This window comes from Winogradskyella sp. J14-2 (genome assembly GCF_001971725.1).
Taxonomy (GTDB): Bacteria; Bacteroidota; Bacteroidia; order Flavobacteriales; family Flavobacteriaceae; genus Winogradskyella.
Genome location: NZ_CP019388.1, coordinates 2,701,290 through 2,724,426 on the forward strand (window position 1 = coordinate 2,701,290; position 23,137 = coordinate 2,724,426).

The window sequence follows — 23,137 nt, forward strand, 5'->3', positions numbered from 1 at the left end:
GATTTTAAAATCAGAGCTAATATTTTGATTATTGGCTTTGGAATTTGTTACTTTTATTTTTTTTGGAATTTGCTGCGCTTCATGCTATTAGTTTACACACATAAGATTACACCAAGATTAAAGTTTACCTTTAAGCACATTTGCAAGCGTATCTTAGGGTTAGACGTAAAATTTACTTCAAAAATAGAAGATTTTATTGCGCACGATAGCCTTAAAATGTCTTACACTAAACAGCCGTTGAGTAACGAACTATTTGTGCGTTGTCATAATTTATTATTCGAGAATGGTATATCGGATATAGATATTAGTGTGCAGCAATGGGATAGTACCAAAGGCTTTTTTTCTACTGGTGATCGTAGCGATTTACCGTTTGATATTTTTGCAGCTTCATTCTATTTACTAAGTAGATACGAGGAATACTTACCGCATGTTAAGGACGATTTTGGACGGTACATGGCTAAAGAAAGTATAGCATATAAACATCGGTTTTTAAACCAGCCAGTTGTAGATATTTGGGCTTATAAGCTTAAAGATGTACTGCAAGAGCGTTTTCCAGAGTTTAATTTTCCAAATCGCACATACAAAATACAACCTGTAATAGACGTACCTATGGCCTTTTACTTTCGAAAAAAGGGATTTTTGCGCACTATTGGTGGTACGATAACAGATATTGGCAGATTTAAATTTAAACAGTTATATCAACGCTACTCTGTACTAATGGGCTTTAAACGCGACCCTTACGATACCTTTAAATGGGTGATTACTAAGCAAAAACAATGCAATTTCAAGTTTATGGTATTGTTTCTAATAGGAGATTATTCTACTTATGATAAAAACATAAGTGTTAATAAAAAAGAATTTGTATCTCTCATTAAATCTGTTGCAGATTATTGTAATGTGGGTATTAAAGCGTCTTACTTTGCGTTAGAAGACATTTCTATCTTAAAGAAAGAAAAGTTAAAGATGGAAGCTATAGTCAATAGAGATTTAAAGGCAGTAAGACATTCGTTTTCTAAGCTTAACCTACCACAATCGTATAGAAATTTGGTTGAGTTAGAAATCCATCAGGATTTTACAATGGGCTATATAGATGCGCTTGGTTTTAGAGCAGGCACATGTACACCATTTCAGTATTATGACCTAGATTTTGAGGTGCAAACACCTCTGCAAATTAACCCTTATCAGTGTTTAGATTTTGCCTTACTAAAATACCAATCAGCGTTAGACAAAAAAGAACATCTACAAAAGCTTATAAAGGAAATTAAAAAAGTTAATGGTACTTTTACACCAGTATTTCATAACTATACATTTAGTAATATAGACCGTTGGGATGGCTTTAGGTCGCTGTTTAGTTTAATATTAGATTCAGTTGATGAAGGATAAAATAAAACACGTTTTTTTTGATTTAGATCACACGCTTTGGGATTTTGATAAAAACTCTGGATTAACATTCGAAAAGATTTTTAAACTCAATAGCTTAGATGTTAATCTATCAGCTTTTTTAGAAGTTTATGAACCCATAAACCTACAATATTGGAAACTCTACAGAGAAGAAAAAGTTACTAAGGCCGCATTGCGCTATGGTAGGTTGAGAGAAGCATTTAATGCTATAAATGTTGAGGTAGAAGACGATATGATAAATCATCTATCTGTAGCATACATAGATTATTTAACAACATTTAATAATTTGTTTGAAGGTACATTAGATATTTTGAATTATTTAAAGGGTAAATACGAATTACACATCATTACCAATGGTTTTGAAGAAGCCCAAGAACGAAAGATGTACAACGCTAAAATTAAGCATTATTTTAAAACCATAACAAACTCAGAAATGGTTGGTGTAAAAAAGCCAAACCCAAAAATTTTTAATTTTGCATTACATAGTGCTCAAGCCAATGCTGCCGAAAGTGTAATGATAGGTGATAGCCTAGAGGCCGATATTGAAGGTGCACACAATATAGGCATGGAAACGATTTATTTTGACTATAAAAATTTGAATAATTCTAATGGCTACAAAAGCGTAACAACTTTAAAGGCGATAGAAGATTATCTCTAAAAATTACAGCAAGTTATGAAAAAGACGTTATTGGTTTCAATCCTTTTTTTGAGTGTCTCTATTTCTGCAGTAGCTCAAAAAACCATCAACAATTACAAATATGTTATCATACCTTTAAAATTCGATTTTTTAAGCGAAAAAGATCAGTATAGATTAAACACCCTAACTAGGCATTTGTTTAAACAGAAGGGTTTTATAGCTTTGTTTGATAAAGAAGAATTTCCGGAGGAGCTTATCGACGACAGATGCAAAGCATTGTTTGCTGATGTAGAAAAGGAAAAAAGTGGTCTTTTTTCAACAAGAGTAAATATAACCCTTAAAGATTGCCTAGGTAAAGACGTCTATAAAACCGAAACAGGATCTAGTAGAGAAAAGGATTTTAAAAAAGCTTATAACGAAGCTCTAAAAAGTGCATTTTCTTCTATCGAGTTTTTAGATTATAAATATAAACCAGCAGAAGCAAAAGTAGAAAAAGGCGATGACGAAATGAAAGAGCTTGCTGTGAATGTTGACAAAGTAAAAACCGAAACTCAAACTGAAGATATAAAGGTGTCCACTAAAAATGGTGAAACAGCACTTAAAGATGAAACACTTTATGCGCAAGAAAAAGAGTATGGCTACCAAGTGGTAGATGCAACTCCAAAAGTGGTGATGCAGTTAATGAAAACTACAGCCACCAATGTTTACATAGTAAAAGACCAAAATGCAATTGTTTATAAAGAAGATGGGTTTTGGTATTACTCCGAAAATAACGGAGAATTAAAAGAACCAAAAACTTTAGATATTAAGTTCTAAAATCAATACCCATATTTCTCTTTCCAGCGCGCTTTTAAAAATTGACGCTGGGCGTTTTCGCGAGTATTATTTCCTGGATTGTAGAGTTTTGTGTTTTTTATTTCGTCTGGTAAAAATTCTTGGTTTACAAAGTTGTGCTCATAGTTGTGAGCATACTTATATTCATCTCCATAACCGAGTTCTTTCATCAGTTTTGTTGGTGCATTTCTAATGGATAATGGTACGGATAAGTCACCTGTTTCTTTAACGAGCTGCTGCGCTTTATTAATAGCGTCGTAAGCAGCATTGCTTTTAGGTGAGCTTGCTAAATATGTAGCACATTGACTCAAGATAATACGAGATTCTGGATTACCAATGACAGAAACAGCCTGAAAGGTGTTGTTGGCAATGACCAAAGCTGTTGGGTTGGCATTACCAATATCCTCACTTGCTAAAATTAACAAGCGTCTGGCAATAAATTTTACATCCTCACCACCTTCAATCATTCGCGCTAAATAGTAAACAGCAGCATTTGGGTCACTACCTCTAATGGACTTTATAAACGCTGAAATAATATCGTAATGTTGTTCGCCGGTTTTGTCGTAGAGAGCGGCTTTGCTTTGTACTTGTTTTGTAACAAGGTCATTGGTAATTACAATAGGTTCCTTTTTAAAAGAGGTAACTAATAATTCAAAAATATTAAGCAGTTTTCTGGCATCTCCACCAGAACATCGCAATAGTGCTTCTGTTTCTTTTAACTCAATACTTAATTTAGATAAAACTTCATCTTCAGACATTGCACGTTTAAGTAAGGCTTCTAAATCGTCTTTGCTAAAAGCGTTCAGAGTATATACCTGACAGCGCGAAAGTAATGCAGAAATGACTTCAAAACTTGGGTTTTCTGTAGTAGCGCCAATCAAGGTCACCCAACCTTTTTCTACAGCTTCTAATAATGAATCTTGTTGTGATTTGCTAAACCTGTGAATCTCATCAATAAATAAAATTGGATTTTTCGCAGTAAAAAGCCCTCCGCTTTGTTTTGCTTTATCAATAACATCTCTAATGTCCTTAACACCAGAATTTATAGCACTTAGTTTAAAAAATGGTCGCTCAGATTCATTAGCAATAATATTTGCCAAAGTGGTTTTTCCAATTCCTGGAGGTCCCCAAAGAATCAGCGAAGGTATAATACCACTCTTAATTTGGTGGTACAGCATGCCATTTTTACCAACTAAATGGTGTTGGCTCAAATAGTCATTAAGGGTCTTTGGTCTTAAGCGTTCTGCTAAAGGAATATTCATAAATCAAAATTACAAAATGAGAACTTAACGATGATGATTATGACAATATTTCATGCAATTCATTTTTGGTCATAAATTTGAAGATCATCTGGAAAATAGATTAATGTCTAAGCAACAATTCAAATTTTCAAATAGTGTCATCATCTACCCGGTTTTGATGTTGCTTGCTCTATGGTTGGTGTTTTGGTATCAAACAACCATTAACTATGGTATAAAGTCGTATGGTATAAGGCCACAAAAAATTGAAGGCTTGTTAGGGATTGTAACAAGTCCGTTTTTGCATGGAGATTTAAACCATCTTTATAATAACTCCTTTCCGTTATTAATTTTATCACTTGCATTATTCTATTTCTATAAAAATACCGCATGGAAAGTAATAAGTTTTGGTGTTTTGTTTTCGGGATTTTTAACTTGGCTTATTGGAAGTTCTGGAAATCATATTGGAGCAAGTGGTCTTATCTACGTGTTGTTTAGTTTTATTTTTTTTAAAGGTATTTTTGCAAAGCATTATAGGCTAATTGCGTTATCTTTAGTGGTGATTTTCTTGTACGGAAGCATGATTTGGTATGTGTTTCCTATAAAACAAGGCATGTCTTGGGAAGGGCATTTAGGAGGTCTAATTACAGGATTAATATTTGCGCTTTTATTTAAAAATAATGTGGCGAAACCAGAACGTTACGCATGGCAACAGTCAGATTATAACGAAGAAGACGATCCTTTTATGAAGCATTTTGATGAAAATGGAAACTTCATAGAATCCTTACCAGAAGAAGCTATTGATCAAGAAGCAGAAACTGAGCAGTCGACTCAGATAAATTATATTTTTAAGGAGAAGGATGATTAGTTTTTCAGTAAAAAAGTGAGTTTCACTAACTACTAACTACTAACTACGCTGCCTTAGAGCCTCATACAAAAAAGCGCCACAAGCCACTGAAACATTAAGCGATTCAATTTCACCTACAATAGGAAGCTTAGCTTGTTCGTCTACCACTTTTAAAACCGAAGGGTTAATACCTCTACCTTCAGATCCCATGATTATGGCACAAGGTTCTTTGAAGGAAACGTCGTAAATAAAATTATTCGCTTTTTCAGTAGCAGCAATTACTTTTATACCAGAAGATTGCATATGAAAAACAGCGTCTTTAATATGATCTACCTTGCAAATAGGAATTTTAAAAATAGCACCTGCACTGGTTTTTATGGTGTCGCCATTAATAGGTGCACCTCCTTTTTTCTGAATGATAATTCCTGAAACACCTGTACATTCAGCAGTTCTTACAATGGCACCAAAATTTCTAACATCACTAAGTTGGTCTAATAGAAGAAATAAAGGAGTTTTACCAGATTCTATAACATTTAATACTATGTCGTCTATGTTATGAAACGCAATAGGAGAGATATTGGCAACAGCACCTTGGTGATTTCCTCCTTTGCTTAGTCGGTTTAATTTTTCAACAGGAACATAGGATGAATTTATACCTTCAGTACGAAGCAGAGCTTCTAATTCCTGAAAGAGTTCTCCCTTTAATCCTTTTTGAACAAAAACTTTGTCTATTGTTTTATTAGACTTTATAGCTTCAATTATGGCTCTAATGCCAAATATGGTAGTTTCATTTTTCATCGTTGTAAAGGTATAAAAAAACCATCCTTACTTAGGATGGTTTCATTGAATTTAGTTTGTGTTAATTTTTAACGATTTTCCTTGTAATGCTTTTGCTACCCGAATGAATTTTTAAGATGTAAATACCACTTGATTGTTGCGATAAATCTATCTTAGATTGTGTACTTACAGAAATTCGTCTTCCTAAAATATGATATAACTCAATTTTGTCAATTTCGTTTATCGATTCAATTTGGATAATATTGGATGTAGGATTTGGATAAATAACAACAGAATTAATTTCAAATTCTAAAGTACTCAAATTGTTACATGGTGTTAAATCTGGATTTAACTCTATTGGGTTACTTGGTGTTAAATCCCTACCATTAAAAGCTGGGTAGTCGGTTGGATACTTTTCAGCCCTAAAGGTGAGATTGGCATTTGGTGGAGGATCACCTTGAGTAGAAATATTACCAGTATTACTATTAACGGGGTTAATATACTCCCAAACCTTTTCTTCATTACTATTAATTTCAAAAACATAACCTTGATTGCCTTCGCAAATTAGAATGTTTCCATTAGGTAATTGCTGAGCACTACTTACTATAGGGCTAAAAAAATCTGAATTGCCAGAGGTAAATTCATCATAAGTGTAATCTGTAGTGCTTGGTAGGTAGGCTGTGTTTGGTGTATAATCGTATACTCCCAAAGTGTTCTCAGGAGGTGAGATTATGTCTACTTGAGAGTAAAACGGAGCTCTATCAATACCATTGTTATATAAAATAATTTTTCTTTCATTTGGAAACCCTACAGGTATAAAATACGGTGTATGCTGACCAAATAAAGTGCGATCTGCAGGTGTACCTTGTCTGTAGGCTTCAGGATTTCCCCATCGATATAATAAATCTCCGCCTCTACCATAATTTCCTCCTGTGTCAGATGCTGCTTCGGCAGTTGTTGTAGAATGATCGATAATCCATATTTCACTCAAATTACGAGAGCTCATTATAATCTGATCACGTTCTTCATTATATTGTATAGAATTTATATGCAGCCAGTTTGAGCCACCAGATCCACCATTTAAAAAGTTAATATCCAGTTTATTTGGACTAAGCCCAACATCTCCAAAATTATCTTTTGTGGCATCAAAATCTTGAATGAGATGGTCTTTTATGTTCCATTCCCAAACAATGTTAGCGCTACTAAAGCCAATAGGAGTAACTTCAATGATTTGCTCATTGTATAAATCTGTTTCAGTAAGCAACATTGGGTTTCTGCCAGCTTGTATAGCTTCACTGTTATCCATAACAGTAGCGGCTAGTATAAGTACATTGCCATTGGGCATTGGGTAAACATCGTGATGTTGCCTCATGGTAGGTGTATCATAAAAATATTGCCAAATTAAAGTGCCGTCCCAATCATAAAGTTCTACAACACCACCTTGACCACCAAAAGTTATGTCTGTTGAGCTTGTTCTTCCGGCTCTTAGCAAATTTCCATTTTCTAATAAATAAACAGAGTTACCTGGTGGAAAAGTGCTAATCCATTGATTTATAACTTCACCACAGTTATTTATTAAATAAGAATTATTAGAGACTGTAAATAATGTATAACCATCATAAACACCATCTGAAATAAAGGTAGTGCCTACAGTGTTTTGTGCAACAATAAGATTTGAAACAATGAAAATTGTAAAGCGTAGTTTTTTTAACATGATTTTCCTTTTTCTAGCACTTCAAAAGTATTAGATTATTTCAATTTATCAAAAAGTGGCAGTTAAGCTGACGTGAACCTTGGAGTCTGAGAATCGAAATTGTCGATTTTCTGATTTACCGCTAGAGTAATTTAATCTAAACAAACCAGCATTGGTTAAAAGTCCTAAACCAAAGCCAAAACCAAATAATTTTTCTTTAGTATCGGTAATCTGGTTCTCAAAGTAAGCAGCATCTAGCACAGAATGTACAAAAATGCCCTTATTTAATCGGTAACGATACTCAGTGTTAATTACTCCATAAATATTAGCTACCAAACTATTTTCTTCAAAACCTCTTATGGAATTTATACCTCCAAATCTAAAAAGCTCATTATCAAGGTAGTCGTTAGATGATAATAGGGCACCACTTAATCGCGTGTAGATACTATTTTTAGGATTGAGGTTAAATATCTTATAGGTGTCTAAGTTAAAAACTGTTTGACTTTGTTTACCAAGATCATTCTCTCTGTTGCCAAAACCAGTGGAGAAATCAAACCAAAAATTAACAGGGAATAAAATATCGTAATACTGAGGTTTTGTGTAAGTATATCCTAGAGTGTAGTAGTTAGTGGTATAGTCGTTTAATATTGAAGTATTATTGTTTAGTAAATTTGTAGATTTAGTCAAAGAAACACCGACCGCAACACGATGCTGTGCATTGATTTGATAATTAACTTTAGCATACTGCTTAGCATTGGAAAATGTGGTATCTTTTCTAAAAATGCTTAATCCAGCTTGTATTCCTACAGGAGATCTTAATAAATAAGGTAGGTCGGCTTCTGCCCTAAAAGTTTGCTGATCTATTTCATCACTTTTATAAAACAAGTTAATAGTTTCGCCATAGTTAAGGTTATTAACTAATCGTAAATCTAAATAGCCATCAAATTCAATTTTATTAGTGTTTTCATTAGTGCCAAAGCCAAGAAAACCATCAAAATTATTCGTTTTAGCTTTTTCAACATATAGATATAATGTTGTAGAGTCTTTAGTAAATAAAACTTCTGGTTCTCTTATTTTTTTAGCAAAACGTAAATCTTCAAGTAATTCTACCCTCTTTTTAATCTCGTTAAGGTTAAAAGTTTTACCTGTTTTTAGCTTTAAAAATCTTTTTATGTAAGACACTGGGAATTTTTCATAGCCCTTAACCATAATCTTGTCAATTCGCCTTTTTTGATTGGTAACAATTTTGAGATCAGCCGAAATTAATTCAGAATGTTCTTTGGAAATGTTTATTAATTGAAGCGTAGAAAAAGGGTCTCCCTGTTCAGCGATCTTAGAATTTAGTGTGTTTAAAGTATTTTCTAATTTGGTAATGCTAACCTCAAAATACCCTTTACCTGCCTTATGATTAATAAAACTGAGCAATCTTTGGTTAAAATCGTTACTGTAATTAACTCTAATAACGTTTATTTTTTTACCTAAGAACAGACTTACGTTAAAGAGCGAGTCATTCTTTCTTACAATGCTATCTGTAGAAGTGTCTATATAGCCTAATCTGGTAAGTTTATTTTTGAGCTTTTTTAATTCACTCTCAATACCATTGTAGTTGTCAAATAATTTTACATAGCCAATTGAGTCTAAAACTTTGGTTTTTATTTCGTTTTCGCCAAGAACATTTAGGCTTAACGACTGGCCAGAAATTTGATGGCATAGTGCCAGCAGAAAAATACAAATACAACGTTTAATTTTCGACATTAAGTAAAAATGAAATATCCAAAAAGATAACGTAAAAATAGGTCAATATATATAGGTATAAAATGAATTATGGCAATTCTTTAAAAAATAAATTCTCAACTATTTGAATTATAAATATATATTTCTACCTTTGCAGCCCTCAAAAGTGAGGGTTAACAAATATTTATTAGTAATATATGCCAACAATTTCACAATTAGTACGAAAAGGAAGAGCCAAAATAACTAAGAAGAGTAAATCGGCTGCTTTAGATTCGTGTCCTCAAAGACGTGGTGTATGTACTCGTGTTTATACTACGACACCAAAGAAGCCTAACTCAGCAATGCGTAAGGTAGCAAGGGTTCGTTTAACAAACGGAAACGAGGTTAATGCATACATTGGTGGTGAAGGTCACAATTTACAGGAGCACTCGATAGTATTAGTTAGAGGTGGAAGGGTAAAAGATTTACCAGGTGTTAGATATCACATCGTTCGTGGTGCATTAGATACAGCAGGTGTTGCTGGTCGTACCCAACGTAGATCTAAGTATGGTGCAAAACGCCCTAAAAAGTAATTTAAAACTTTAAGAAGAAGACATGAGAAAAAGAGCAGCAAAGAAAAGACCGCTTTTACCAGATCCAAGATTTAATGATCAGTTAGTGACGCGTTTCGTTAACATGATGATGTGGGATGGTAAAAAGTCTGTAGCTTTTAAAGTATTCTACGATGCAATTGATATTGTTGAAGAGAAAAAAAATGATGACGAAAAAACAGCTTTAGAAATTTGGAAAGACGCTTTATCTAACGTTATGCCACACGTAGAAGTACGTAGTCGTCGCGTTGGTGGTGCTACATTCCAAATTCCAATGCAAATTCGTCCAGATCGTAAAGTTTCTACAGCGATGAAGTGGTTAATTGGCTACGCACGCAAAAGAAATGAAAAATCTATGGCACAGCGTTTAGCAGCAGAAGTTTTAGCAGCTGCTAAAGAAGAAGGTGCAGCCGTTAAGAAGAGAGTTGATACTCACAAAATGGCGGAAGCAAATAAAGCATTCTCACACTTTAGATTTTAATTAGAATGGCACAAAGAGATTTAAAATACACAAGAAATATAGGTATTGCAGCACATATTGATGCTGGAAAAACAACAACAACAGAACGTATTCTTTACTACACAGGTGTCTCTCACAAAATTGGTGAGGTACATGATGGTGCGGCGACTATGGACTGGATGGAGCAAGAGCAAGAAAGAGGTATTACAATTACTTCAGCAGCGACTACTTGTACATGGAAATTTCCAATGGAAAACGCACAGCCTTTACCAGAAACTAAAGACTACCACTTTAATATCATTGATACTCCTGGTCACGTAGATTTTACTGTTGAGGTAAACCGCTCATTACGCGTACTAGATGGTTTGGTGTTTCTATTTAGTGCTGTTGATGGTGTTGAGCCACAATCTGAAACTAACTGGAGATTAGCTGACAATTACAAAGTACCACGTATTGGTTTCGTTAATAAAATGGACCGTCAAGGATCTAACTTTATGGCAGTTTGTCAACAGGTTAAAGATATGTTGGGTTCAAATGCGGTGCCAATTGTAATGAACATTGGTGACGAAGTTGATTTTAAAGGGATAGTAGACTTAGTGAAAAACCGTGCTATCGTATGGCACGATGAAACACAAGGGGCAACTTTTGACGTTATCGACATTCCTGAAGAATTAAAAGCAGAAGCTGCTGAATTAAGAGGTAAACTCATTGAAGAGGTTGCTGCTTATGATGAGAATCTGTTAGAAAAATATATGGAAGATGAAGATTCTATTACAGAAGAAGAGGTGCATGCTGCATTAAGAGCTGCTGTAATGGATATGTCTATTATTCCTATGATTTGTGGTTCTGCATTCAAAAATAAAGGTGTACAGTTCTTGTTAGACGCTGTGTGTCGTTATTTACCGTCACCAGTTGATAAGGACGCAATCATCGGTACTGATCCAGATTCTGATAAAGAGATAGCTCGTAAGCCAGATGTAAAAGAACCATTTTCTGCATTAGCCTTTAAGATTGCAACAGATCCTTTCGTTGGTCGTTTGGCATTCTTTAGAGCTTATTCAGGACGCTTAGATGCCGGATCTTATGTTTTAAATAACAGATCAGGTAAGAAAGAGCGTATTTCTCGTATTTACCAAATGCACTCTAATAAGCAAAATGCTATTGAGTATATTGAAGCTGGTGATATTGGTGCTGCTGTTGGGTTTAAAGACATTAAGACAGGTGATACACTTTCGGATGAAAAATCTCCAATTGTATTAGAGTCTATGGACTTCCCAGATCCAGTAATCGGTATTGCAGTGGAGCCTAAAACTAAGGCAGACGTAGATAAGTTAGGTATGGCTTTAGCTAAATTAGCAGAAGAGGATCCAACATTTACAGTTAGAACAGACGAAGCTTCAGGACAGACTATTATTTCTGGTATGGGTGAGCTTCACTTAGATATTATTGTAGACCGTCTTAAGCGTGAGTTTAAGGTAGAGGTTAATCAAGGTCAACCTCAGGTAGAGTACAAAGAAGCTATTACAAGACGTGCAGAGCACAGAGAAGTTTACAAAAAGCAATCTGGTGGACGTGGTAAATTTGCTGATATAGTCTTTACGCTTGAGCCAGCTGAAGAAGGTAAGCAAGGACTTGAATTTGTTTCTGAAATAAAGGGTGGTAACGTTCCTAAAGAATTTATCCCTTCTGTAGAGAAAGGATTTAAGATGGCAATGGTTAATGGCCCATTGGCAGGCTACGAAGTTGACGCTATGAAGGTTACTTTAACTGATGGTTCGTATCACGATGTGGATTCTGATCAATTATCATTTGAGTTGGCTGCAAAACTTGGCTTTAAAGCTGCTGCAAAAGCGGCAAAAGCTGTAATTATGGAGCCGATCATGAAACTTGAGGTGTTGACTCCAGAAGAATATATGGGTGATATCGTAGGTGACTTAAACCGTCGTCGTGGTCAAGTTAATAACATGAGTGACAGAGCAGGCTCTAAAGTAATTAAAGCTGAAGTACCATTATCTGAAATGTTCGGTTATGTAACATCATTAAGAACGTTGTCTTCAGGTAGAGCAACATCGACTATGGAATTCTCTCACTACGCGGAGACACCATCAAACATATCAGAAGAAGTAATCAAAGCAGCTAAAGGCGTAGAAGCTTAAAACTAAAAGAAAATGAGTCAGAAAATTAGAATAAAATTAAAGTCTTACGATCATAATTTAGTTGATAAGTCTGCTGATAAGATTGTAAAAACTGTAAAGAGCACAGGTGCTGTAGTAACTGGTCCAATTCCTTTACCAACACACAAGAAAATTTTCACTGTGTTACGTTCACCACACGTTAATAAGAAGTCAAGAGAGCAGTTTCAGTTAAGCTCTTACAAGAGATTATTAGATATCTACTCTTCATCTTCTAAAACAATTGATGCTTTAATGAAGCTGGAATTGCCAAGTGGAGTAGAAGTAGAGATTAAGGTGTAATTGATATTTCTGCGAAAGCAGAAATCTAAAAATGTCCCACCGATGCGGTCGCGGGAAAAACGGAAAAAAATACAATTCAAGGCTGAAACGTATTTTTCAGCCTTGAGTTTTAAATAAAGAATAATAATTAATAAATAATAAATATGTCTGGGTTAATTGGAAAAAAAATCGGTATGACCAGCATTTTCGATGAAAATGGAAAGAACATTCCATGTACAGTAATCGAAGCAGGTCCATGTATCGTTACCCAAGTCAGAACTGAGGAAGTGGATGGTTATAACTCCCTTCAATTAGGTTTCGATGACGCGACAGAAAAAAGCGCTACTAAAGCTGCTCAAGGGCATGCTAAAAAAGCGGGTACTTCTGTAAAACGCAAAGTCGTAGAATTTAAAGGTTTTGACAAGGAGTACAAATTAGGTGATGCTGTCACTGTAGATCAATTTATTGAAGGAGAATTCGTGGATATTTCAGGAACTTCTAAAGGTAAAGGTTTTCAAGGTGTTGTAAAGCGTCATGGTTTTGGCGGTGTTGGTCAAGCAACTCATGGTCAGCACAACCGTTTAAGAGCTCCAGGTTCTATAGGTGCTGCTTCATATCCTGCGAGAGTATTCAAAGGAATGAGAATGGCCGGAAGAATGGGTGGAGAAACAGTTAAAGTAGAAAATTTAAGAGTTTACAAAGTTGTTCCTGAAAAGAACTTACTTGTTGTGAAAGGTTGTGTACCTGGTCACAAAAACTCTTATGTAATCATTGAGAAGTAATGAAGGTAGCAGTTTTAGATATAAACGGAAAAGATACGGGTAGAAAAGCTGAGCTTTCTAAGGACGTATTTGCTATAGAGCCTAATAATCACGCTGTCTATTTAGATGTTAAACAATATTTAGCAAACCAAAGACAGGGAACACACAAGGCTAAAGAAAGAGCAGAGATTGCTGGTAGTACACGTAAGATTAAAAAGCAAAAAGGAACTGGTACAGCCCGTGCTGGTTCTATTAAGTCTGGTGTATTTAAAGGTGGTGGTCGTATGTTTGGTCCTAGACCAAGAAACTATGGGTTTAAATTAAATAAAAACCTTAAAAGATTAGCACGTAAATCAGCTTTGAGTATTAAGGCAAACGATAAAGCAATCGTAGTGTTAGAAGACTTTAATTTTGATGCTCCAAAGACTAAAAGTTTTGTGAATGTCTTAAAGGCATTAGAGATAGATAATAAAAAGTCTTTGTTTGTGTTGGGTGACTCAAATAATAATGTATATTTGTCGTCGCGCAATTTGAAAGGCTCTGAAGTTGTAACAAGCTCAGAATTAAGCACTTACAAGATAATGAATGCTAATAAAGTAGTTCTTTTAGAGGGTGCATTAGAAGGAATTGAATCGAATTTAATTAAATAAAACACAGATGAGTATCTTAATTAAACCTATCATCACAGAAAAAGCAACTACTCAGAGTGAGTTGTTAAATGCCTATGCATTTGAAGTGAACACAAAGGCGAACAAGGTAGAAATCAAAAAAGCAGTAGAGACTGCTTATGGTGTTTCTGTTGAAAAAGTTCGAACGATAAATGTCCGTCCAGATAGAAGAACGCGTTATACAAAAACGGGTATTCAGCATGGTAAAACAAATGCTATTAAAAAAGCAATTGTACAACTGGCGGAAGGTGAAACAATAGATTTATACGCTAACATGTAATTAGACAAAAATGTCAGTTAGAAAATTAAAACCGATCACATCAGCTCAGCGTTTTAGAGTAGTAAATGGATTTGACGCCATCACTACTGATAAGCCGGAGAAAAGTTTACTTGCTCCGAAAAAAAGATCTGGTGGTAGAAACAGTCAAGGAAAAATGACCATGCGCCACATGGGTGGAGGTCATAAGAAGAAGTATCGTATTATTGATTTTAAACGTAACAAAACTGGTATTCCAGCAGAAGTTAAGTCAATTGAATATGATCCAAACAGAACAGCATTTATTGCGTTGCTAAACTATCAAGATGGTGAAAAAAGATACATCATTGCTCAAAACGGTTTGCAGGTAGGCCAAAATGTTGTTTCAGGTAAAAGTGGGATTGCGCCGGAAATTGGGAATGCAATGCCATTAAGTGAAATACCTTTTGGAACTATTATTTCTTGTATAGAGTTGCGTCCTGGTCAAGGTGCTGTTATGGCGCGTAGTGCTGGAGCTTTTGCTCAACTAATGGCAAGAGATGGTAAGTTCGCAACTATAAAATTGCCTTCTGGTGAAACTAGGATGGTGTTAGCTACTTGCATGGCTACTATAGGTGTCGTTTCAAATTCAGATCATCAGTTATTAGTATCAGGTAAAGCAGGTAGAAGCAGATGGTTAGGAAGACGTCCAAGAGTAAGACCAGTAGTAATGAATCCAGTAGATCACCCAATGGGTGGTGGTGAGGGTAAATCCTCTGGTGGTCACCCAAGATCTAAGAATGGTATTCCTGCTAAAGGTTATAGAACACGTTCTAAGACGAAAGCGAGTAATAAGTATATTGTAGAACGTAGAAAGAAATAATTAAGATAGTATGGCACGTTCATTAAAAAAAGGACCTTATATTCATTATAAGTTAGAAAAGAAAGTTGCAGAGAATGTAGCTTCAAACAAGAAGACGGTTATCAAGACTTGGTCAAGAGCGTCTATGATTTCTCCAGATTTCGTAGGTCAGACTATAGCTGTACACAATGGTCGTCAATTTGTTCCAGTATATGTAACTGAGAATATGGTAGGTCATAAATTAGGAGAATTTTCACCAACACGATCATTTAGAGGTCATGCAGGTGCTAAGAATAAAGGTAAAAAATAAGAATCATGGGAAGTCGTAAAAAACAAATGGCGGAAGCTATTAAGGCTGAGAAAAGGCAAGTTGCTTTTGCTAAGCTAAATAACTGTCCTACATCTCCAAGAAAGATGCGTTTAGTTGCAGATTTAGTTAGAGGTGAAAAGGCTGAGAAAGCTCTTCAGATTCTTAGATTTAGCCCTAAGGAAGCCTCTCGTCGTTTAGAAAAATTGGTAATGTCTGCAATTGCAAACTGGCAAGCTAAAAACGAAGATGCTGATGTTGAGGCAGCTAATCTATTTATCAAAGAGATTAGGGTAGATGGTGGTACAATGCTAAAGCGTTTACGTCCTGCTCCTCAAGGTAGAGCACATAGAATTAGAAAAAGATCTAACCACGTGACTGTAGTGGTAGATTCATTAAATAAAACACAAAGCTAAGATAGAGATATGGGACAGAAGACAAATCCAATCGGAAATCGCTTAGGAATTATCAGAGGATGGGAATCTAACTGGTATGGCGGAAATGATTATGGAGACAAACTTGCAGAGGATGATAAAATCCGTAAGTATATCCATGCTCGTTTATCTAAAGCTAGTGTAAGTAGAGTAATTATTGAGCGTACACTTAAACTTGTAACCGTTACTATCACTACCGCTAGACCTGGTATCATTATCGGTAAAGGTGGTCAAGAGGTAGACAAGCTAAAAGAAGAGCTTAAAAAAATTACTGGTAAAGAGGTTCAATTGAACATCTTTGAAATTAAAAGACCTGAACTAGATGCACATTTAGTAGCAGCAAGTATTGCTCGTCAGATAGAAAGTCGTATTTCTTACAGAAGAGCAATAAAAATGGCTATCGCTGCAGCAATGCGTATGAATGCTGAAGGAATCAAAGTTCAAATTAGTGGTCGTTTAAACGGTGCGGAAATGGCACGTTCTGAACACTACAAAGAAGGACGTATTCCGTTATCTACATTTAGAGCAGATATAGATTATGCTCTAGTTGAAGCACATACTACATACGGTAGATTAGGTGTGAAGGTGTGGATTATGAAAGGCGAAGTTTATGGAAAAAGAGAGCTTTCTCCATTAGTAGGTCTTTCTAAGCAAAAAGGAAAAGGTGGACGTGGAGGAAACAAAAACCAACGTCGCAGAAAGTAATTTTTTAAAGAAAAGACAAAATGTTACAGCCTAAAAGAACAAAATTTCGTAAGCAGCAAAAAGGTCGTATGAAAGGTAATGCCGGAAGAGGTCATTTATTATCAAATGGTACTTTTGGTATAAAATCTTTAGACTCGTCATTTATAACTGCGCGCCAAATAGAAGCAGCTCGTATTGCCGCTACGCGTTACATGAAAAGAGAAGGGTCGTTATGGATTAAAATATTTCCAGACAAGCCTATTACTAAAAAGCCTCTTGAAGTACGTATGGGTAAAGGAAAAGGTGCTGTGGAATATTGGGCAGCTGTCGTAAAACCAGGACGCGTATTATTCGAAATAAGTGGAGTGCCGTTAGAAACTGCTCAAGAAGCATTACGTTTAGCAGCGCAAAAACTTCCTGTAAAAACTAAGTTTATCATTGCTAGAGATTACGAAGCATAATAAATAAGAATTATGAAGCAATCAGAAATTAAACAGCTTTCAACAGCTGAGTTACAAGAAAAACTTAGTGAGACTAAAAAGAGTTATTCAGACCTAAAAATGGCTCACGCAATATCTCCTTTAGACAACCCAATACAGTTACGTACTGTAAGAAGAACTGTAGCTAGATTAGCGACAGAATTAACTAAAAGAGACGGACAATAATTGTATTCTGCTGAAAGATGGAAAAAAGAAATTTAAGAAAAGAACGTATAGGAGTAGTTACCAGTAACAAAATGGAGAAATCTATTGTTGTTTCAGAAGTAAAAAAGGTAAAACATCCTATGTATGGAAAGTTCGTGTTAAAAACAAAAAAATATGTTGCACACGATGAGAAAAACGACTGCAACGAAGGAGATACTGTAAAGATCATGGAAACAAGACCTATGAGTAAATCTAAGTGTTGGAGATTAGTAGAAATAATTGAAAGAGCGAAGTAATTATGGTACAACAAGAATCAAGATTAAAAGTAGCAGATAACACAGGAGCTAAAGAAGTTTTAGTAATCCGTGTTTTAGGTGGTACAAAAAGAAGATATGCTTCTGTTGGAGATAAGGTAGTAGTTTCTGTAAAAGACGCTACTCCTAATGGAAGTGTAAAGAAAAAGGCAGTTTCTACTGCTGTTGTTGTACGTACAGCTAAAGAAGTAAGACGTCCTGATGGCTCTTACATAAGATTTGACGATAATGCATGCGTATTATTAAACCCACAAGGTGAGATGAGAGGAACACGTGTATTTGGTCCAGTAGCAAGAGAACTTCGTGATAAACAATTCATGAAAATTGTATCATTGGCACCAGAGGTGCTTTAATTGATAAATAAAATGACAAAGCTTAAAATAAAATCAGGAGATACTGTAAAAGTAATTGCTGGTGATCATAAAGGATCAGAAGGTAAAGTACTTAAAGTATTTAAAGATAAAAACAAAGCCATTGTGGAAGGCGTAAATATGGTTAAGAAACATACTAAACCTAGCGCACAAAACCCACAAGGTGGTATTGTAGAGAAAGAAGCGTCTATCCATGTTTCTAACTTGTCTTTATTAACCAACAAGGGTGAAACTACAAGAGTAGGATATAGAATGGACGGTGACAATAAAGTAAGATTTTCTAAAAAATCTAATGAAGTAATTTAATTATGGCTTACGTTGCAAGATTAAAAAAAGAGTATCAGGATAAGGTAATTCCTGCGCTTACAGAAGAATTTGGATATAAAAATGTAATGCAAGTACCTAAACTTGAAAAGATTATTCTTTCTAGAGGTGTTGGTGCTGCTGTTGCAGATAAGAAATTAATTGATCATGCTGTTGATGAATTAACAAAGATATCTGGGCAAAAAGCCGTAGCTACAATTTCTAAGAAAGATGTAGCTTCTTTTAAGTTACGTAAAGGAATGCCAATAGGTGCCAAAGTAACCTTACGTGGTGAGCAAATGTATGAGTTTCTAGATAGATTAGTAACAACTGCACTGCCACGAGTAAGAGACTTTAACGGTATCAAAGCCACAGGTTTTGATGGTCGTGGAAACTATAACCTAGGTATTACAGAGCAAATCATTTTCCCTGAAATAGATATTGATAAAATCAATAAAATCTCAGGAATGGATATTACATTTGTGACTTCTGCTGAAACAGACAAAGAAGCGAAGTCTTTATTAACAGAACTAGGATTACCATTTAAAAAGAATTAAGTATGGCTAAAGAATCAATGAAAGCTCGTGAGGTGAAGCGTGCAAAGACAGTAGCTAAATATGCTGAGAAAAGAAAAGCTTTAAAAGAAGCTGGCGATTACGAAGCATTACAAAAGCTACCAAAAAATGCATCACCAATACGTATGCATAACCGTTGTAAACTTACAGGAAGACCAAAAGGTTATATGAGACAGTTTGGTATCTCTCGTGTAATGTTTAGAGAAATGGCTAACAAAGGGTTAATTCCTGGTGTGAAAAAAGCAAGTTGGTAACATTGAGGAAGCGAATTAGCTTCTGTACAATTATCAATATAAACTATTGTATAATCGGAATCTAGGTTCGAAAAGTTCGAAAACCATTTTCCTAAATTTTAAACTATGTACACAGATCCAATAGCGGATTATTTAACGCGAGTTAGAAATGCTGTGAAAGCTAACCACAGAGTGGTAGAGATTCCTGCATCTAACTTAAAAAAGGAGATAACTAAAATATTATTCGATCAAGGATATATTTTAAGTTACAAGTTTGACGACTCTACGGTGCAAGGTACAATTAAGATTGCCTTAAAGTACAACAAAGAGACAAAAGAGTCAGTCATCAAAAAAATTCAAAGAATCAGTAAACCAGGTTTACGTAAATATGCTGGTGCTAACGAAATGCCAAGAATCTTAAATGGTTTGGGTATTGCAATTGTTTCGACCTCTCATGGAGTAATGACAGGTAAACAAGCGCAAAGAGAAAACGTTGGTGGCGAAGTATTATGTTACGTTTACTAAAAACAGGAAATTATGTCAAGAATAGGTAAAAGCCCAATCACAGTTCCTGAAGGTGTAACTGTAGAAATTAAAGATAACGTAATAACAGCAAAAGGAAAGTTAGGAGAGTTGACTCAAACTTTCTCTGATGTTGAAATTACTGTAGAAGACGGTACCATCACTTTAACCCGTCCGTCGGAGAAGAAAGATCACAGAGCAAAACACGGTCTATATAGAGCGTTAATAGCAAATATGATAGAAGGTGTTTCTAAAGGATTTACTAAAGAATTAGAATTAGTAGGTGTTGGTTACAGAGCATCAAATCAAGGTAATAAATTAGATCTAGCGATTGGATTTTCTCACAATATTGTAATGGACATCGCTCCTGAAGTTAAAGTTGAGACAGTTACCGAAAAAGGTAAAAATCCGATTGTTAAATTAACATCTCACGACAAACAGTTAGTTGGTCAGGTAGCAGCGAAAATTCGTGGCTTCCGTAAGCCAGAACCTTACAAAGGAAAAGGCATCAAGTTTGTTGGTGAAGAAATTAGAAGAAAAGCAGGTAAATCAGCTTAATAATTAAGTTATGGCATTGACAAAGAACGAAAGAAGAATTAGAATAAAAAACAGAATCCGTAAAGTAGTTTCTGGTACAGAAACTAGACCGAGACTTGCTGTTTTTAGAAGTAATAAAGAAATTTATGCTCAGGTCGTAAATGATGTAACTGGTGTAACTATAGCTGCTGCATCTTCTAGAGATAAGGATATAGCAAAGTCTAAAGGAAATAAGACTGAAATTGCTGCTCTAGTAGGAAAAGCTGTTGCAGAAAAAGCTATGAAAGCTGGTGTAGAAACTATTTCTTTTGATAGAGGTGGTTATTTATATCATGGTAGAGTAAAATCATTAGCAGAAGGTGCTAGAGAAGCAGGACTTAAATTTTAAGACATTATGTATCAAAAATATAAAAACGCAGAATTAGTAAAACCAGGCGGATTAGATTTAAAAGACCGTTTAGTAGGTGTACAGCGTGTAACTAAAGTAACAAAAGGTGGTAGAGCATTTGGTTTTTCTGCTATTGTAGTTGTTGGTGACGAAGCTGGTGTTGTAGGTCATGGATTAGGAAAATCTAAAGACGTAGCAACAGCAATTTCAAAAGCTGTAGAAGACGCTAAAAAGAATTTAGTAAGAATTCCTATTGTAAAAGGTACTTTGCCACACGAGCAAAAAGGAAAGTATGGTGGTGCTAGAGTAAATATTATTCCAGCTGCACCTGGTACCGGAGTTATTGCTGGTGGTGCTGTAAGAACAGTACTCGAAGCTGTTGGTGTACATGATGTATTATCAAAATCTCAGGGATCTTCAAATCCTCATAACGTAGTAAAAGCTACTTTTGATGCTTTATTACAATTAAGAGATGCAAAAGCTGTAGCAAGAGAGCGTGGAATTTCACTTGAAAAAGTATATAAAGGATAATCTAGGACAAGATGGCAAAGATTAAAGTAACTAAAGTAAAAAGTGCAATCAATCGTACTAAAAGACAAAAGCAAACATTAGAAGCTTTAGGTCTTAGAAAGATTGGACAAGTAGTAGAGCACGATGCCACACCAAATATCCTTGGTATGGTAAAAAAAGTTGAACATTTAGTTTCTGTAGAAGAAGCTTAAAAATATACACTTAACAATGGATTTAAGTAATTTAAAACCTGCAGAAGGTTCAGTTAAAAATCAAGGAAAACGTGTTGGTCGTGGTCAAGGATCTGGTAAAGGTGGTACTGCGACAAGAGGACACAAAGGTGCGAAGTCACGTTCTGGATACTCTAAGAAGTTAGGATTCGAAGGTGGTCAAATGCCTTTACAGAGACGTGTTCCTAAGTTCGGATTTACTAATATCAATAGAGTAGAGTATCAAGGTGTAAACCTAGATACTTTACAAGAATTGGTAGATGAAAAGAAAATAAAGGATACTGTAGATTTAGAAACACTTGTATCATTAGGAAAAGCTGGAAAGAACGATCTGGTTAAAATCTTAGGTAGAGGTGAGCTAAAAGCTAAATTAACAGTAACCGCACATAAATTTACTGCAACAGCAAAGGCTGCTATTGAAGCTGCTGGTGGTGAAGCCGTAACTTTATAATATTAAAAGATGAAGATAGTAGAAACGTTAAAAAATGTCTGGAAAATCACCGAGCTTAAGGATAGAATTATTCTTACCTTAGGCTTACTGTTAGTGTATCGTTTTGGTGCCCAAGTGGTTTTACCAGGTGTAGATTTTCCAAAGTTAGCAGAGTTGCAAAGTTCTGCAGCTCAAGGTGGTTTATTATGGTTAATTAATGCCTTTACTGGTGGTGGTTTTTCAAAAGCTTCGGTATTTGCATTAGGTATTATGCCATACATATCTGCATCTATCGTTGTGCAGCTCATGGGTATTGCAATCCCTTATCTGCAAAAACTTCAAAAAGAAGGCGCTAGTGGACAAAAGAAAATAACTCAGATAACACGATGGTTAACTATCGGAATTTGTTTAGTTCAGGCACCTGCCTATTTAGGTACCATTCCGTCTCTATCTGGTCTTCAGTCAATTAACCAAATGTTAATTCCTGGTTTTTCAGAAAATGTTTTTTATTTTTCATCAGTAGTGATACTAGTTACAGGTTGCGTTTTTGCTATGTGGCTAGGTGAAAAAATTACGGATAAAGGTATAGGTAACGGTATTTCATTATTAATTATGGTGGGTATTATTGCAACTATGCCACAATCATTTGCACAAAATATGTTCTCAAGGTTAGAAGGTGGAAATGGTGGATTTATGATGATTTTAATAGAATTGGTTATCTGGTTCTTAATTATCTTAGGTTCAGTATTCTTAGTAATGGCAGTGCGTAAAATTGCTGTACAATACGCAAGAAGAACAGCTTCTGGTGGCTATGAGAAAAATGTATTTGGATCACGTCAGTTTTTACCATTAAAGTTAAATGCTTCAGGTGTTATGCCTATTATATTCGCTCAAGCAATAATGTTTGCACCAGCATATATTGGTAAGTTGTTTGGTCCTGAGAGTGGTGTTGGTCAGTGGATGCAAACTAATTTTCAAGATATTTTTGGATTTTGGTACAACCTCGTATTTGCATTATTAATTATAATATTTACATATTTCTATACTGCAATTACAGTACCTACTAACAAAATGGCTGATGATTTAAAACGGAGTGGTGGATTTATTCCTGGTATTAGACCAGGTACAGAAACAGCGGAGTACTTAGATAAGATAATGTCTCAGATTACATTACCAGGATCTATCTTCCTCGCCTTGGTAGCAATATTCCCTGCGTTTGTTTATCAATTAGTAGGTGTGCAACAAGGGTGGGCACTGTTTTTTGGAGGTACCTCCCTTTTAATTATGGTAGGTGTTGCTATCGATACCATGCAGCAGATTAATTCTTATTTATTAAATAAGCATTACGACGGGTTGATGAAAACAGGCAAGAACAGAAAATCTGTAACCTCATAATTAAAAAATAATAAAATGTTCAAGAACCGTATCAAGCATTGACTAACTGAAGTTTTGAACATTAAACGCA

General features: G+C 35.2%; 33 protein-coding genes. 29 read left to right on the forward strand and 4 right to left on the reverse strand.

Annotated features, from left to right (window positions below):
* Window positions 1-81: 81 nt before the first annotated feature.
* The 3 genes from BWZ20_RS12070 to BWZ20_RS12080 are packed head-to-tail and all read left to right on the forward strand — an operon-like array spanning window position 82 to window position 2,854.
* Window positions 82-1,383, forward strand: coding sequence for a polysaccharide deacetylase family protein (locus BWZ20_RS12070; protein ID WP_076620308.1), 1,302 nt, complete (start codon window positions 82-84; stop codon window positions 1,381-1,383).
* Window positions 1,373-2,059, forward strand: a complete 687-nt coding sequence (locus BWZ20_RS12075) for a YjjG family noncanonical pyrimidine nucleotidase (RefSeq protein WP_076620310.1) — start codon at window positions 1,373-1,375, stop codon at window positions 2,057-2,059. The genes BWZ20_RS12070 and BWZ20_RS12075 overlap by 11 nt, the downstream gene beginning before the upstream one ends.
* A 15-nt stretch (window positions 2,060-2,074) precedes the next feature.
* Window positions 2,075-2,854, forward strand: a complete 780-nt coding sequence (locus BWZ20_RS12080; protein ID WP_076620312.1) for a hypothetical protein — start codon at window positions 2,075-2,077, stop codon at window positions 2,852-2,854.
* Between the two features lie 2 nt (window positions 2,855-2,856).
* On the opposite strand, the gene BWZ20_RS12085 is transcribed toward BWZ20_RS12080, so the two are convergent.
* A complete protein-coding gene (locus BWZ20_RS12085; protein ID WP_076620314.1) occupies window positions 2,857-4,134 on the reverse strand; it encodes a replication-associated recombination protein A in 1,278 nt (425 codons plus the stop codon).
* 52 nt (window positions 4,135-4,186) lie between these two features.
* Between BWZ20_RS12085 and BWZ20_RS12090 the strand changes: the two genes are divergently transcribed.
* A complete protein-coding gene (locus BWZ20_RS12090) occupies window positions 4,187-4,978 on the forward strand; it encodes a rhomboid family intramembrane serine protease (RefSeq protein ID WP_232217109.1) in 792 nt (263 codons plus the stop codon).
* A gap of 39 nt (window positions 4,979-5,017) precedes the next feature.
* Here BWZ20_RS12090 and rlmB read toward each other — a convergent pair whose 3' ends face one another.
* The 3 genes from rlmB to BWZ20_RS12105 all read right to left on the reverse strand — a co-directional run bounded on the left by rlmB (window position 5,018) and on the right by BWZ20_RS12105 (window position 9,182).
* Window positions 5,018-5,755 carry a 23S rRNA (guanosine(2251)-2'-O)-methyltransferase RlmB gene (gene rlmB, locus BWZ20_RS12095; protein WP_076620315.1) on the reverse strand — a complete coding sequence of 246 codons (738 nt, stop codon included), beginning with the start codon at window positions 5,753-5,755 and terminating at the stop codon, window positions 5,018-5,020.
* Window positions 5,756-5,816: 61 nt separating this feature from the next.
* Complete coding sequence (locus BWZ20_RS12100) at window positions 5,817-7,448, reverse strand: aryl-sulfate sulfotransferase (protein WP_076620317.1); 1,632 nt, start codon at window positions 7,446-7,448, stop codon at window positions 5,817-5,819.
* A 48-nt stretch (window positions 7,449-7,496) separates the two neighbouring features.
* A complete protein-coding gene (locus BWZ20_RS12105) occupies window positions 7,497-9,182 on the reverse strand; it encodes a POTRA domain-containing protein (protein ID WP_076620319.1) in 1,686 nt (561 codons plus the stop codon).
* Window positions 9,183-9,358: 176 nt separating this feature from the next.
* Here BWZ20_RS12105 and rpsL point away from each other — a divergent pair, with 176 nt between their 5' ends.
* From rpsL to secY, 25 genes are all read left to right on the forward strand, one after another.
* On the forward strand, window positions 9,359-9,733 hold the full coding sequence (rpsL, locus tag BWZ20_RS12110) for a 30S ribosomal protein S12 (RefSeq protein ID WP_008269190.1): 375 nt from the start codon (window positions 9,359-9,361) through the stop codon (window positions 9,731-9,733).
* Window positions 9,734-9,755: 22 nt separating this feature from the next.
* Complete coding sequence (gene rpsG / locus BWZ20_RS12115) at window positions 9,756-10,232, forward strand: 30S ribosomal protein S7 (protein WP_076620321.1); 477 nt, start codon at window positions 9,756-9,758, stop codon at window positions 10,230-10,232.
* 5 nt (window positions 10,233-10,237) lie between these two features.
* Window positions 10,238-12,367, forward strand: a complete 2,130-nt coding sequence (fusA, locus tag BWZ20_RS12120) for an elongation factor G (RefSeq protein WP_076620323.1) — start codon at window positions 10,238-10,240, stop codon at window positions 12,365-12,367.
* Window positions 12,368-12,379: 12 nt separating this feature from the next.
* Window positions 12,380-12,685 (forward strand): 30S ribosomal protein S10, encoded by a 306-nt coding sequence (gene rpsJ, locus BWZ20_RS12125; RefSeq protein WP_007650482.1) that lies wholly within the window; start codon window positions 12,380-12,382, stop codon window positions 12,683-12,685.
* A 143-nt stretch (window positions 12,686-12,828) separates the two neighbouring features.
* Entirely contained in the window at window positions 12,829-13,446 is a 618-nt protein-coding gene (gene rplC, locus BWZ20_RS12130) for a 50S ribosomal protein L3 (protein WP_076620325.1), read from the forward strand.
* Window positions 13,446-14,075, forward strand: coding sequence for a 50S ribosomal protein L4 (rplD, locus tag BWZ20_RS12135; RefSeq protein ID WP_076620327.1), 630 nt, complete (start codon window positions 13,446-13,448; stop codon window positions 14,073-14,075). The genes rplC and rplD overlap by 1 nt, the downstream gene beginning before the upstream one ends.
* A gap of 7 nt (window positions 14,076-14,082) precedes the next feature.
* Window positions 14,083-14,373, forward strand: a complete 291-nt coding sequence (gene rplW, locus BWZ20_RS12140; RefSeq protein WP_076620329.1) for a 50S ribosomal protein L23 — start codon at window positions 14,083-14,085, stop codon at window positions 14,371-14,373.
* A gap of 10 nt (window positions 14,374-14,383) precedes the next feature.
* Window positions 14,384-15,211 (forward strand): 50S ribosomal protein L2, encoded by an 828-nt coding sequence (gene rplB / locus BWZ20_RS12145; RefSeq protein ID WP_076620331.1) that lies wholly within the window; start codon window positions 14,384-14,386, stop codon window positions 15,209-15,211.
* A gap of 10 nt (window positions 15,212-15,221) precedes the next feature.
* Complete coding sequence (rpsS, locus tag BWZ20_RS12150) at window positions 15,222-15,500, forward strand: 30S ribosomal protein S19 (RefSeq protein WP_008269180.1); 279 nt, start codon at window positions 15,222-15,224, stop codon at window positions 15,498-15,500.
* 5 nt (window positions 15,501-15,505) lie between these two features.
* The gene (gene rplV, locus BWZ20_RS12155) at window positions 15,506-15,913 is read left to right on the forward strand and encodes a 50S ribosomal protein L22 (RefSeq protein WP_076620333.1); all 408 of its coding nucleotides are present in this window, start codon (window positions 15,506-15,508) and stop codon (window positions 15,911-15,913) included.
* Window positions 15,914-15,922: 9 nt separating this feature from the next.
* Window positions 15,923-16,636, forward strand: coding sequence for a 30S ribosomal protein S3 (gene rpsC, locus BWZ20_RS12160; protein WP_076620335.1), 714 nt, complete (start codon window positions 15,923-15,925; stop codon window positions 16,634-16,636).
* A gap of 20 nt (window positions 16,637-16,656) precedes the next feature.
* A complete protein-coding gene (gene rplP, locus BWZ20_RS12165) occupies window positions 16,657-17,076 on the forward strand; it encodes a 50S ribosomal protein L16 (protein ID WP_076620337.1) in 420 nt (139 codons plus the stop codon).
* Window positions 17,077-17,088: 12 nt separating this feature from the next.
* A complete protein-coding gene (gene rpmC / locus BWZ20_RS12170) occupies window positions 17,089-17,280 on the forward strand; it encodes a 50S ribosomal protein L29 (RefSeq protein ID WP_076620339.1) in 192 nt (63 codons plus the stop codon).
* Between the two features lie 17 nt (window positions 17,281-17,297).
* Entirely contained in the window at window positions 17,298-17,555 is a 258-nt protein-coding gene (gene rpsQ / locus BWZ20_RS12175) for a 30S ribosomal protein S17 (protein ID WP_076620340.1), read from the forward strand.
* Between the two features lie 2 nt (window positions 17,556-17,557).
* On the forward strand, window positions 17,558-17,926 hold the full coding sequence (gene rplN, locus BWZ20_RS12180) for a 50S ribosomal protein L14 (protein ID WP_076620342.1): 369 nt from the start codon (window positions 17,558-17,560) through the stop codon (window positions 17,924-17,926).
* A 12-nt stretch (window positions 17,927-17,938) separates the two neighbouring features.
* On the forward strand, window positions 17,939-18,250 hold the full coding sequence (rplX, locus tag BWZ20_RS12185) for a 50S ribosomal protein L24 (protein ID WP_076620344.1): 312 nt from the start codon (window positions 17,939-17,941) through the stop codon (window positions 18,248-18,250).
* Window positions 18,251-18,252: 2 nt separating this feature from the next.
* Window positions 18,253-18,804 carry a 50S ribosomal protein L5 gene (rplE, locus tag BWZ20_RS12190; protein WP_076620345.1) on the forward strand — a complete coding sequence of 184 codons (552 nt, stop codon included), beginning with the start codon at window positions 18,253-18,255 and terminating at the stop codon, window positions 18,802-18,804.
* A 2-nt stretch (window positions 18,805-18,806) separates the two neighbouring features.
* Window positions 18,807-19,076 (forward strand): 30S ribosomal protein S14, encoded by a 270-nt coding sequence (gene rpsN, locus BWZ20_RS12195; protein ID WP_076620346.1) that lies wholly within the window; start codon window positions 18,807-18,809, stop codon window positions 19,074-19,076.
* A 105-nt stretch (window positions 19,077-19,181) separates the two neighbouring features.
* A complete protein-coding gene (gene rpsH / locus BWZ20_RS12200) occupies window positions 19,182-19,580 on the forward strand; it encodes a 30S ribosomal protein S8 (protein ID WP_076620347.1) in 399 nt (132 codons plus the stop codon).
* A gap of 12 nt (window positions 19,581-19,592) precedes the next feature.
* Entirely contained in the window at window positions 19,593-20,135 is a 543-nt protein-coding gene (rplF, locus tag BWZ20_RS12205) for a 50S ribosomal protein L6 (protein WP_076620348.1), read from the forward strand.
* A 10-nt stretch (window positions 20,136-20,145) separates the two neighbouring features.
* Window positions 20,146-20,502, forward strand: coding sequence for a 50S ribosomal protein L18 (gene rplR / locus BWZ20_RS12210; RefSeq protein ID WP_076620349.1), 357 nt, complete (start codon window positions 20,146-20,148; stop codon window positions 20,500-20,502).
* 6 nt (window positions 20,503-20,508) lie between these two features.
* Window positions 20,509-21,033 carry a 30S ribosomal protein S5 gene (rpsE, locus tag BWZ20_RS12215; RefSeq protein WP_076620350.1) on the forward strand — a complete coding sequence of 175 codons (525 nt, stop codon included), beginning with the start codon at window positions 20,509-20,511 and terminating at the stop codon, window positions 21,031-21,033.
* Between the two features lie 11 nt (window positions 21,034-21,044).
* Window positions 21,045-21,224: a 50S ribosomal protein L30 gene (gene rpmD, locus BWZ20_RS12220; RefSeq protein WP_076620351.1), complete on the forward strand. Its 180-nt coding sequence runs from the start codon at window positions 21,045-21,047 to the stop codon at window positions 21,222-21,224.
* Between the two features lie 16 nt (window positions 21,225-21,240).
* A complete protein-coding gene (gene rplO / locus BWZ20_RS12225) occupies window positions 21,241-21,693 on the forward strand; it encodes a 50S ribosomal protein L15 (RefSeq protein WP_076620352.1) in 453 nt (150 codons plus the stop codon).
* Between the two features lie 9 nt (window positions 21,694-21,702).
* On the forward strand, window positions 21,703-23,067 hold the full coding sequence (secY, locus tag BWZ20_RS12230) for a preprotein translocase subunit SecY (RefSeq protein WP_076620354.1): 1,365 nt from the start codon (window positions 21,703-21,705) through the stop codon (window positions 23,065-23,067).
* The last annotated feature ends 70 nt before the right edge of the window (window positions 23,068-23,137 follow it).

Bases quoted from the DNA above. Each gene is read 5' to 3' on its own strand.
- BWZ20_RS12070 (WP_076620308.1), top strand. From the start codon at position 82: ATGCTATTAGTTTACACACATAAGATTACACCAAGATTAAAGTTTACC.
- BWZ20_RS12075 (WP_076620310.1), top strand. From the start codon at position 1,373: ATGAAGGATAAAATAAAACACGTTTTTTTTGATTTAGATCACACGCTT.
- BWZ20_RS12080 (WP_076620312.1), top strand. From the start codon at position 2,075: ATGAAAAAGACGTTATTGGTTTCAATCCTTTTTTTGAGTGTCTCTATT.
- BWZ20_RS12085 (WP_076620314.1), bottom strand. From the start codon at position 4,134: ATGAATATTCCTTTAGCAGAACGCTTAAGACCAAAGACCCTTAATGAC.
- BWZ20_RS12090 (WP_232217109.1), top strand. From the start codon at position 4,187: ATGCAATTCATTTTTGGTCATAAATTTGAAGATCATCTGGAAAATAGA.
- rlmB (WP_076620315.1), bottom strand. From the start codon at position 5,755: ATGAAAAATGAAACTACCATATTTGGCATTAGAGCCATAATTGAAGCT.
- BWZ20_RS12100 (WP_076620317.1), bottom strand. From the start codon at position 7,448: ATGTTAAAAAAACTACGCTTTACAATTTTCATTGTTTCAAATCTTATT.
- BWZ20_RS12105 (WP_076620319.1), bottom strand. From the start codon at position 9,182: ATGTCGAAAATTAAACGTTGTATTTGTATTTTTCTGCTGGCACTATGC.
- rpsL (WP_008269190.1), top strand. From the start codon at position 9,359: ATGCCAACAATTTCACAATTAGTACGAAAAGGAAGAGCCAAAATAACT.
- rpsG (WP_076620321.1), top strand. From the start codon at position 9,756: ATGAGAAAAAGAGCAGCAAAGAAAAGACCGCTTTTACCAGATCCAAGA.
- fusA (WP_076620323.1), top strand. From the start codon at position 10,238: ATGGCACAAAGAGATTTAAAATACACAAGAAATATAGGTATTGCAGCA.
- rpsJ (WP_007650482.1), top strand. From the start codon at position 12,380: ATGAGTCAGAAAATTAGAATAAAATTAAAGTCTTACGATCATAATTTA.
- rplC (WP_076620325.1), top strand. From the start codon at position 12,829: ATGTCTGGGTTAATTGGAAAAAAAATCGGTATGACCAGCATTTTCGAT.
- rplD (WP_076620327.1), top strand. From the start codon at position 13,446: ATGAAGGTAGCAGTTTTAGATATAAACGGAAAAGATACGGGTAGAAAA.
- rplW (WP_076620329.1), top strand. From the start codon at position 14,083: ATGAGTATCTTAATTAAACCTATCATCACAGAAAAAGCAACTACTCAG.
- rplB (WP_076620331.1), top strand. From the start codon at position 14,384: ATGTCAGTTAGAAAATTAAAACCGATCACATCAGCTCAGCGTTTTAGA.
- rpsS (WP_008269180.1), top strand. From the start codon at position 15,222: ATGGCACGTTCATTAAAAAAAGGACCTTATATTCATTATAAGTTAGAA.
- rplV (WP_076620333.1), top strand. From the start codon at position 15,506: ATGGGAAGTCGTAAAAAACAAATGGCGGAAGCTATTAAGGCTGAGAAA.
- rpsC (WP_076620335.1), top strand. From the start codon at position 15,923: ATGGGACAGAAGACAAATCCAATCGGAAATCGCTTAGGAATTATCAGA.
- rplP (WP_076620337.1), top strand. From the start codon at position 16,657: ATGTTACAGCCTAAAAGAACAAAATTTCGTAAGCAGCAAAAAGGTCGT.
- rpmC (WP_076620339.1), top strand. From the start codon at position 17,089: ATGAAGCAATCAGAAATTAAACAGCTTTCAACAGCTGAGTTACAAGAA.
- rpsQ (WP_076620340.1), top strand. From the start codon at position 17,298: ATGGAAAAAAGAAATTTAAGAAAAGAACGTATAGGAGTAGTTACCAGT.
- rplN (WP_076620342.1), top strand. From the start codon at position 17,558: ATGGTACAACAAGAATCAAGATTAAAAGTAGCAGATAACACAGGAGCT.
- rplX (WP_076620344.1), top strand. From the start codon at position 17,939: ATGACAAAGCTTAAAATAAAATCAGGAGATACTGTAAAAGTAATTGCT.
- rplE (WP_076620345.1), top strand. From the start codon at position 18,253: ATGGCTTACGTTGCAAGATTAAAAAAAGAGTATCAGGATAAGGTAATT.
- rpsN (WP_076620346.1), top strand. From the start codon at position 18,807: ATGGCTAAAGAATCAATGAAAGCTCGTGAGGTGAAGCGTGCAAAGACA.
- rpsH (WP_076620347.1), top strand. From the start codon at position 19,182: ATGTACACAGATCCAATAGCGGATTATTTAACGCGAGTTAGAAATGCT.
- rplF (WP_076620348.1), top strand. From the start codon at position 19,593: ATGTCAAGAATAGGTAAAAGCCCAATCACAGTTCCTGAAGGTGTAACT.
- rplR (WP_076620349.1), top strand. From the start codon at position 20,146: ATGGCATTGACAAAGAACGAAAGAAGAATTAGAATAAAAAACAGAATC.
- rpsE (WP_076620350.1), top strand. From the start codon at position 20,509: ATGTATCAAAAATATAAAAACGCAGAATTAGTAAAACCAGGCGGATTA.
- rpmD (WP_076620351.1), top strand. From the start codon at position 21,045: ATGGCAAAGATTAAAGTAACTAAAGTAAAAAGTGCAATCAATCGTACT.
- rplO (WP_076620352.1), top strand. From the start codon at position 21,241: ATGGATTTAAGTAATTTAAAACCTGCAGAAGGTTCAGTTAAAAATCAA.
- secY (WP_076620354.1), top strand. From the start codon at position 21,703: ATGAAGATAGTAGAAACGTTAAAAAATGTCTGGAAAATCACCGAGCTT.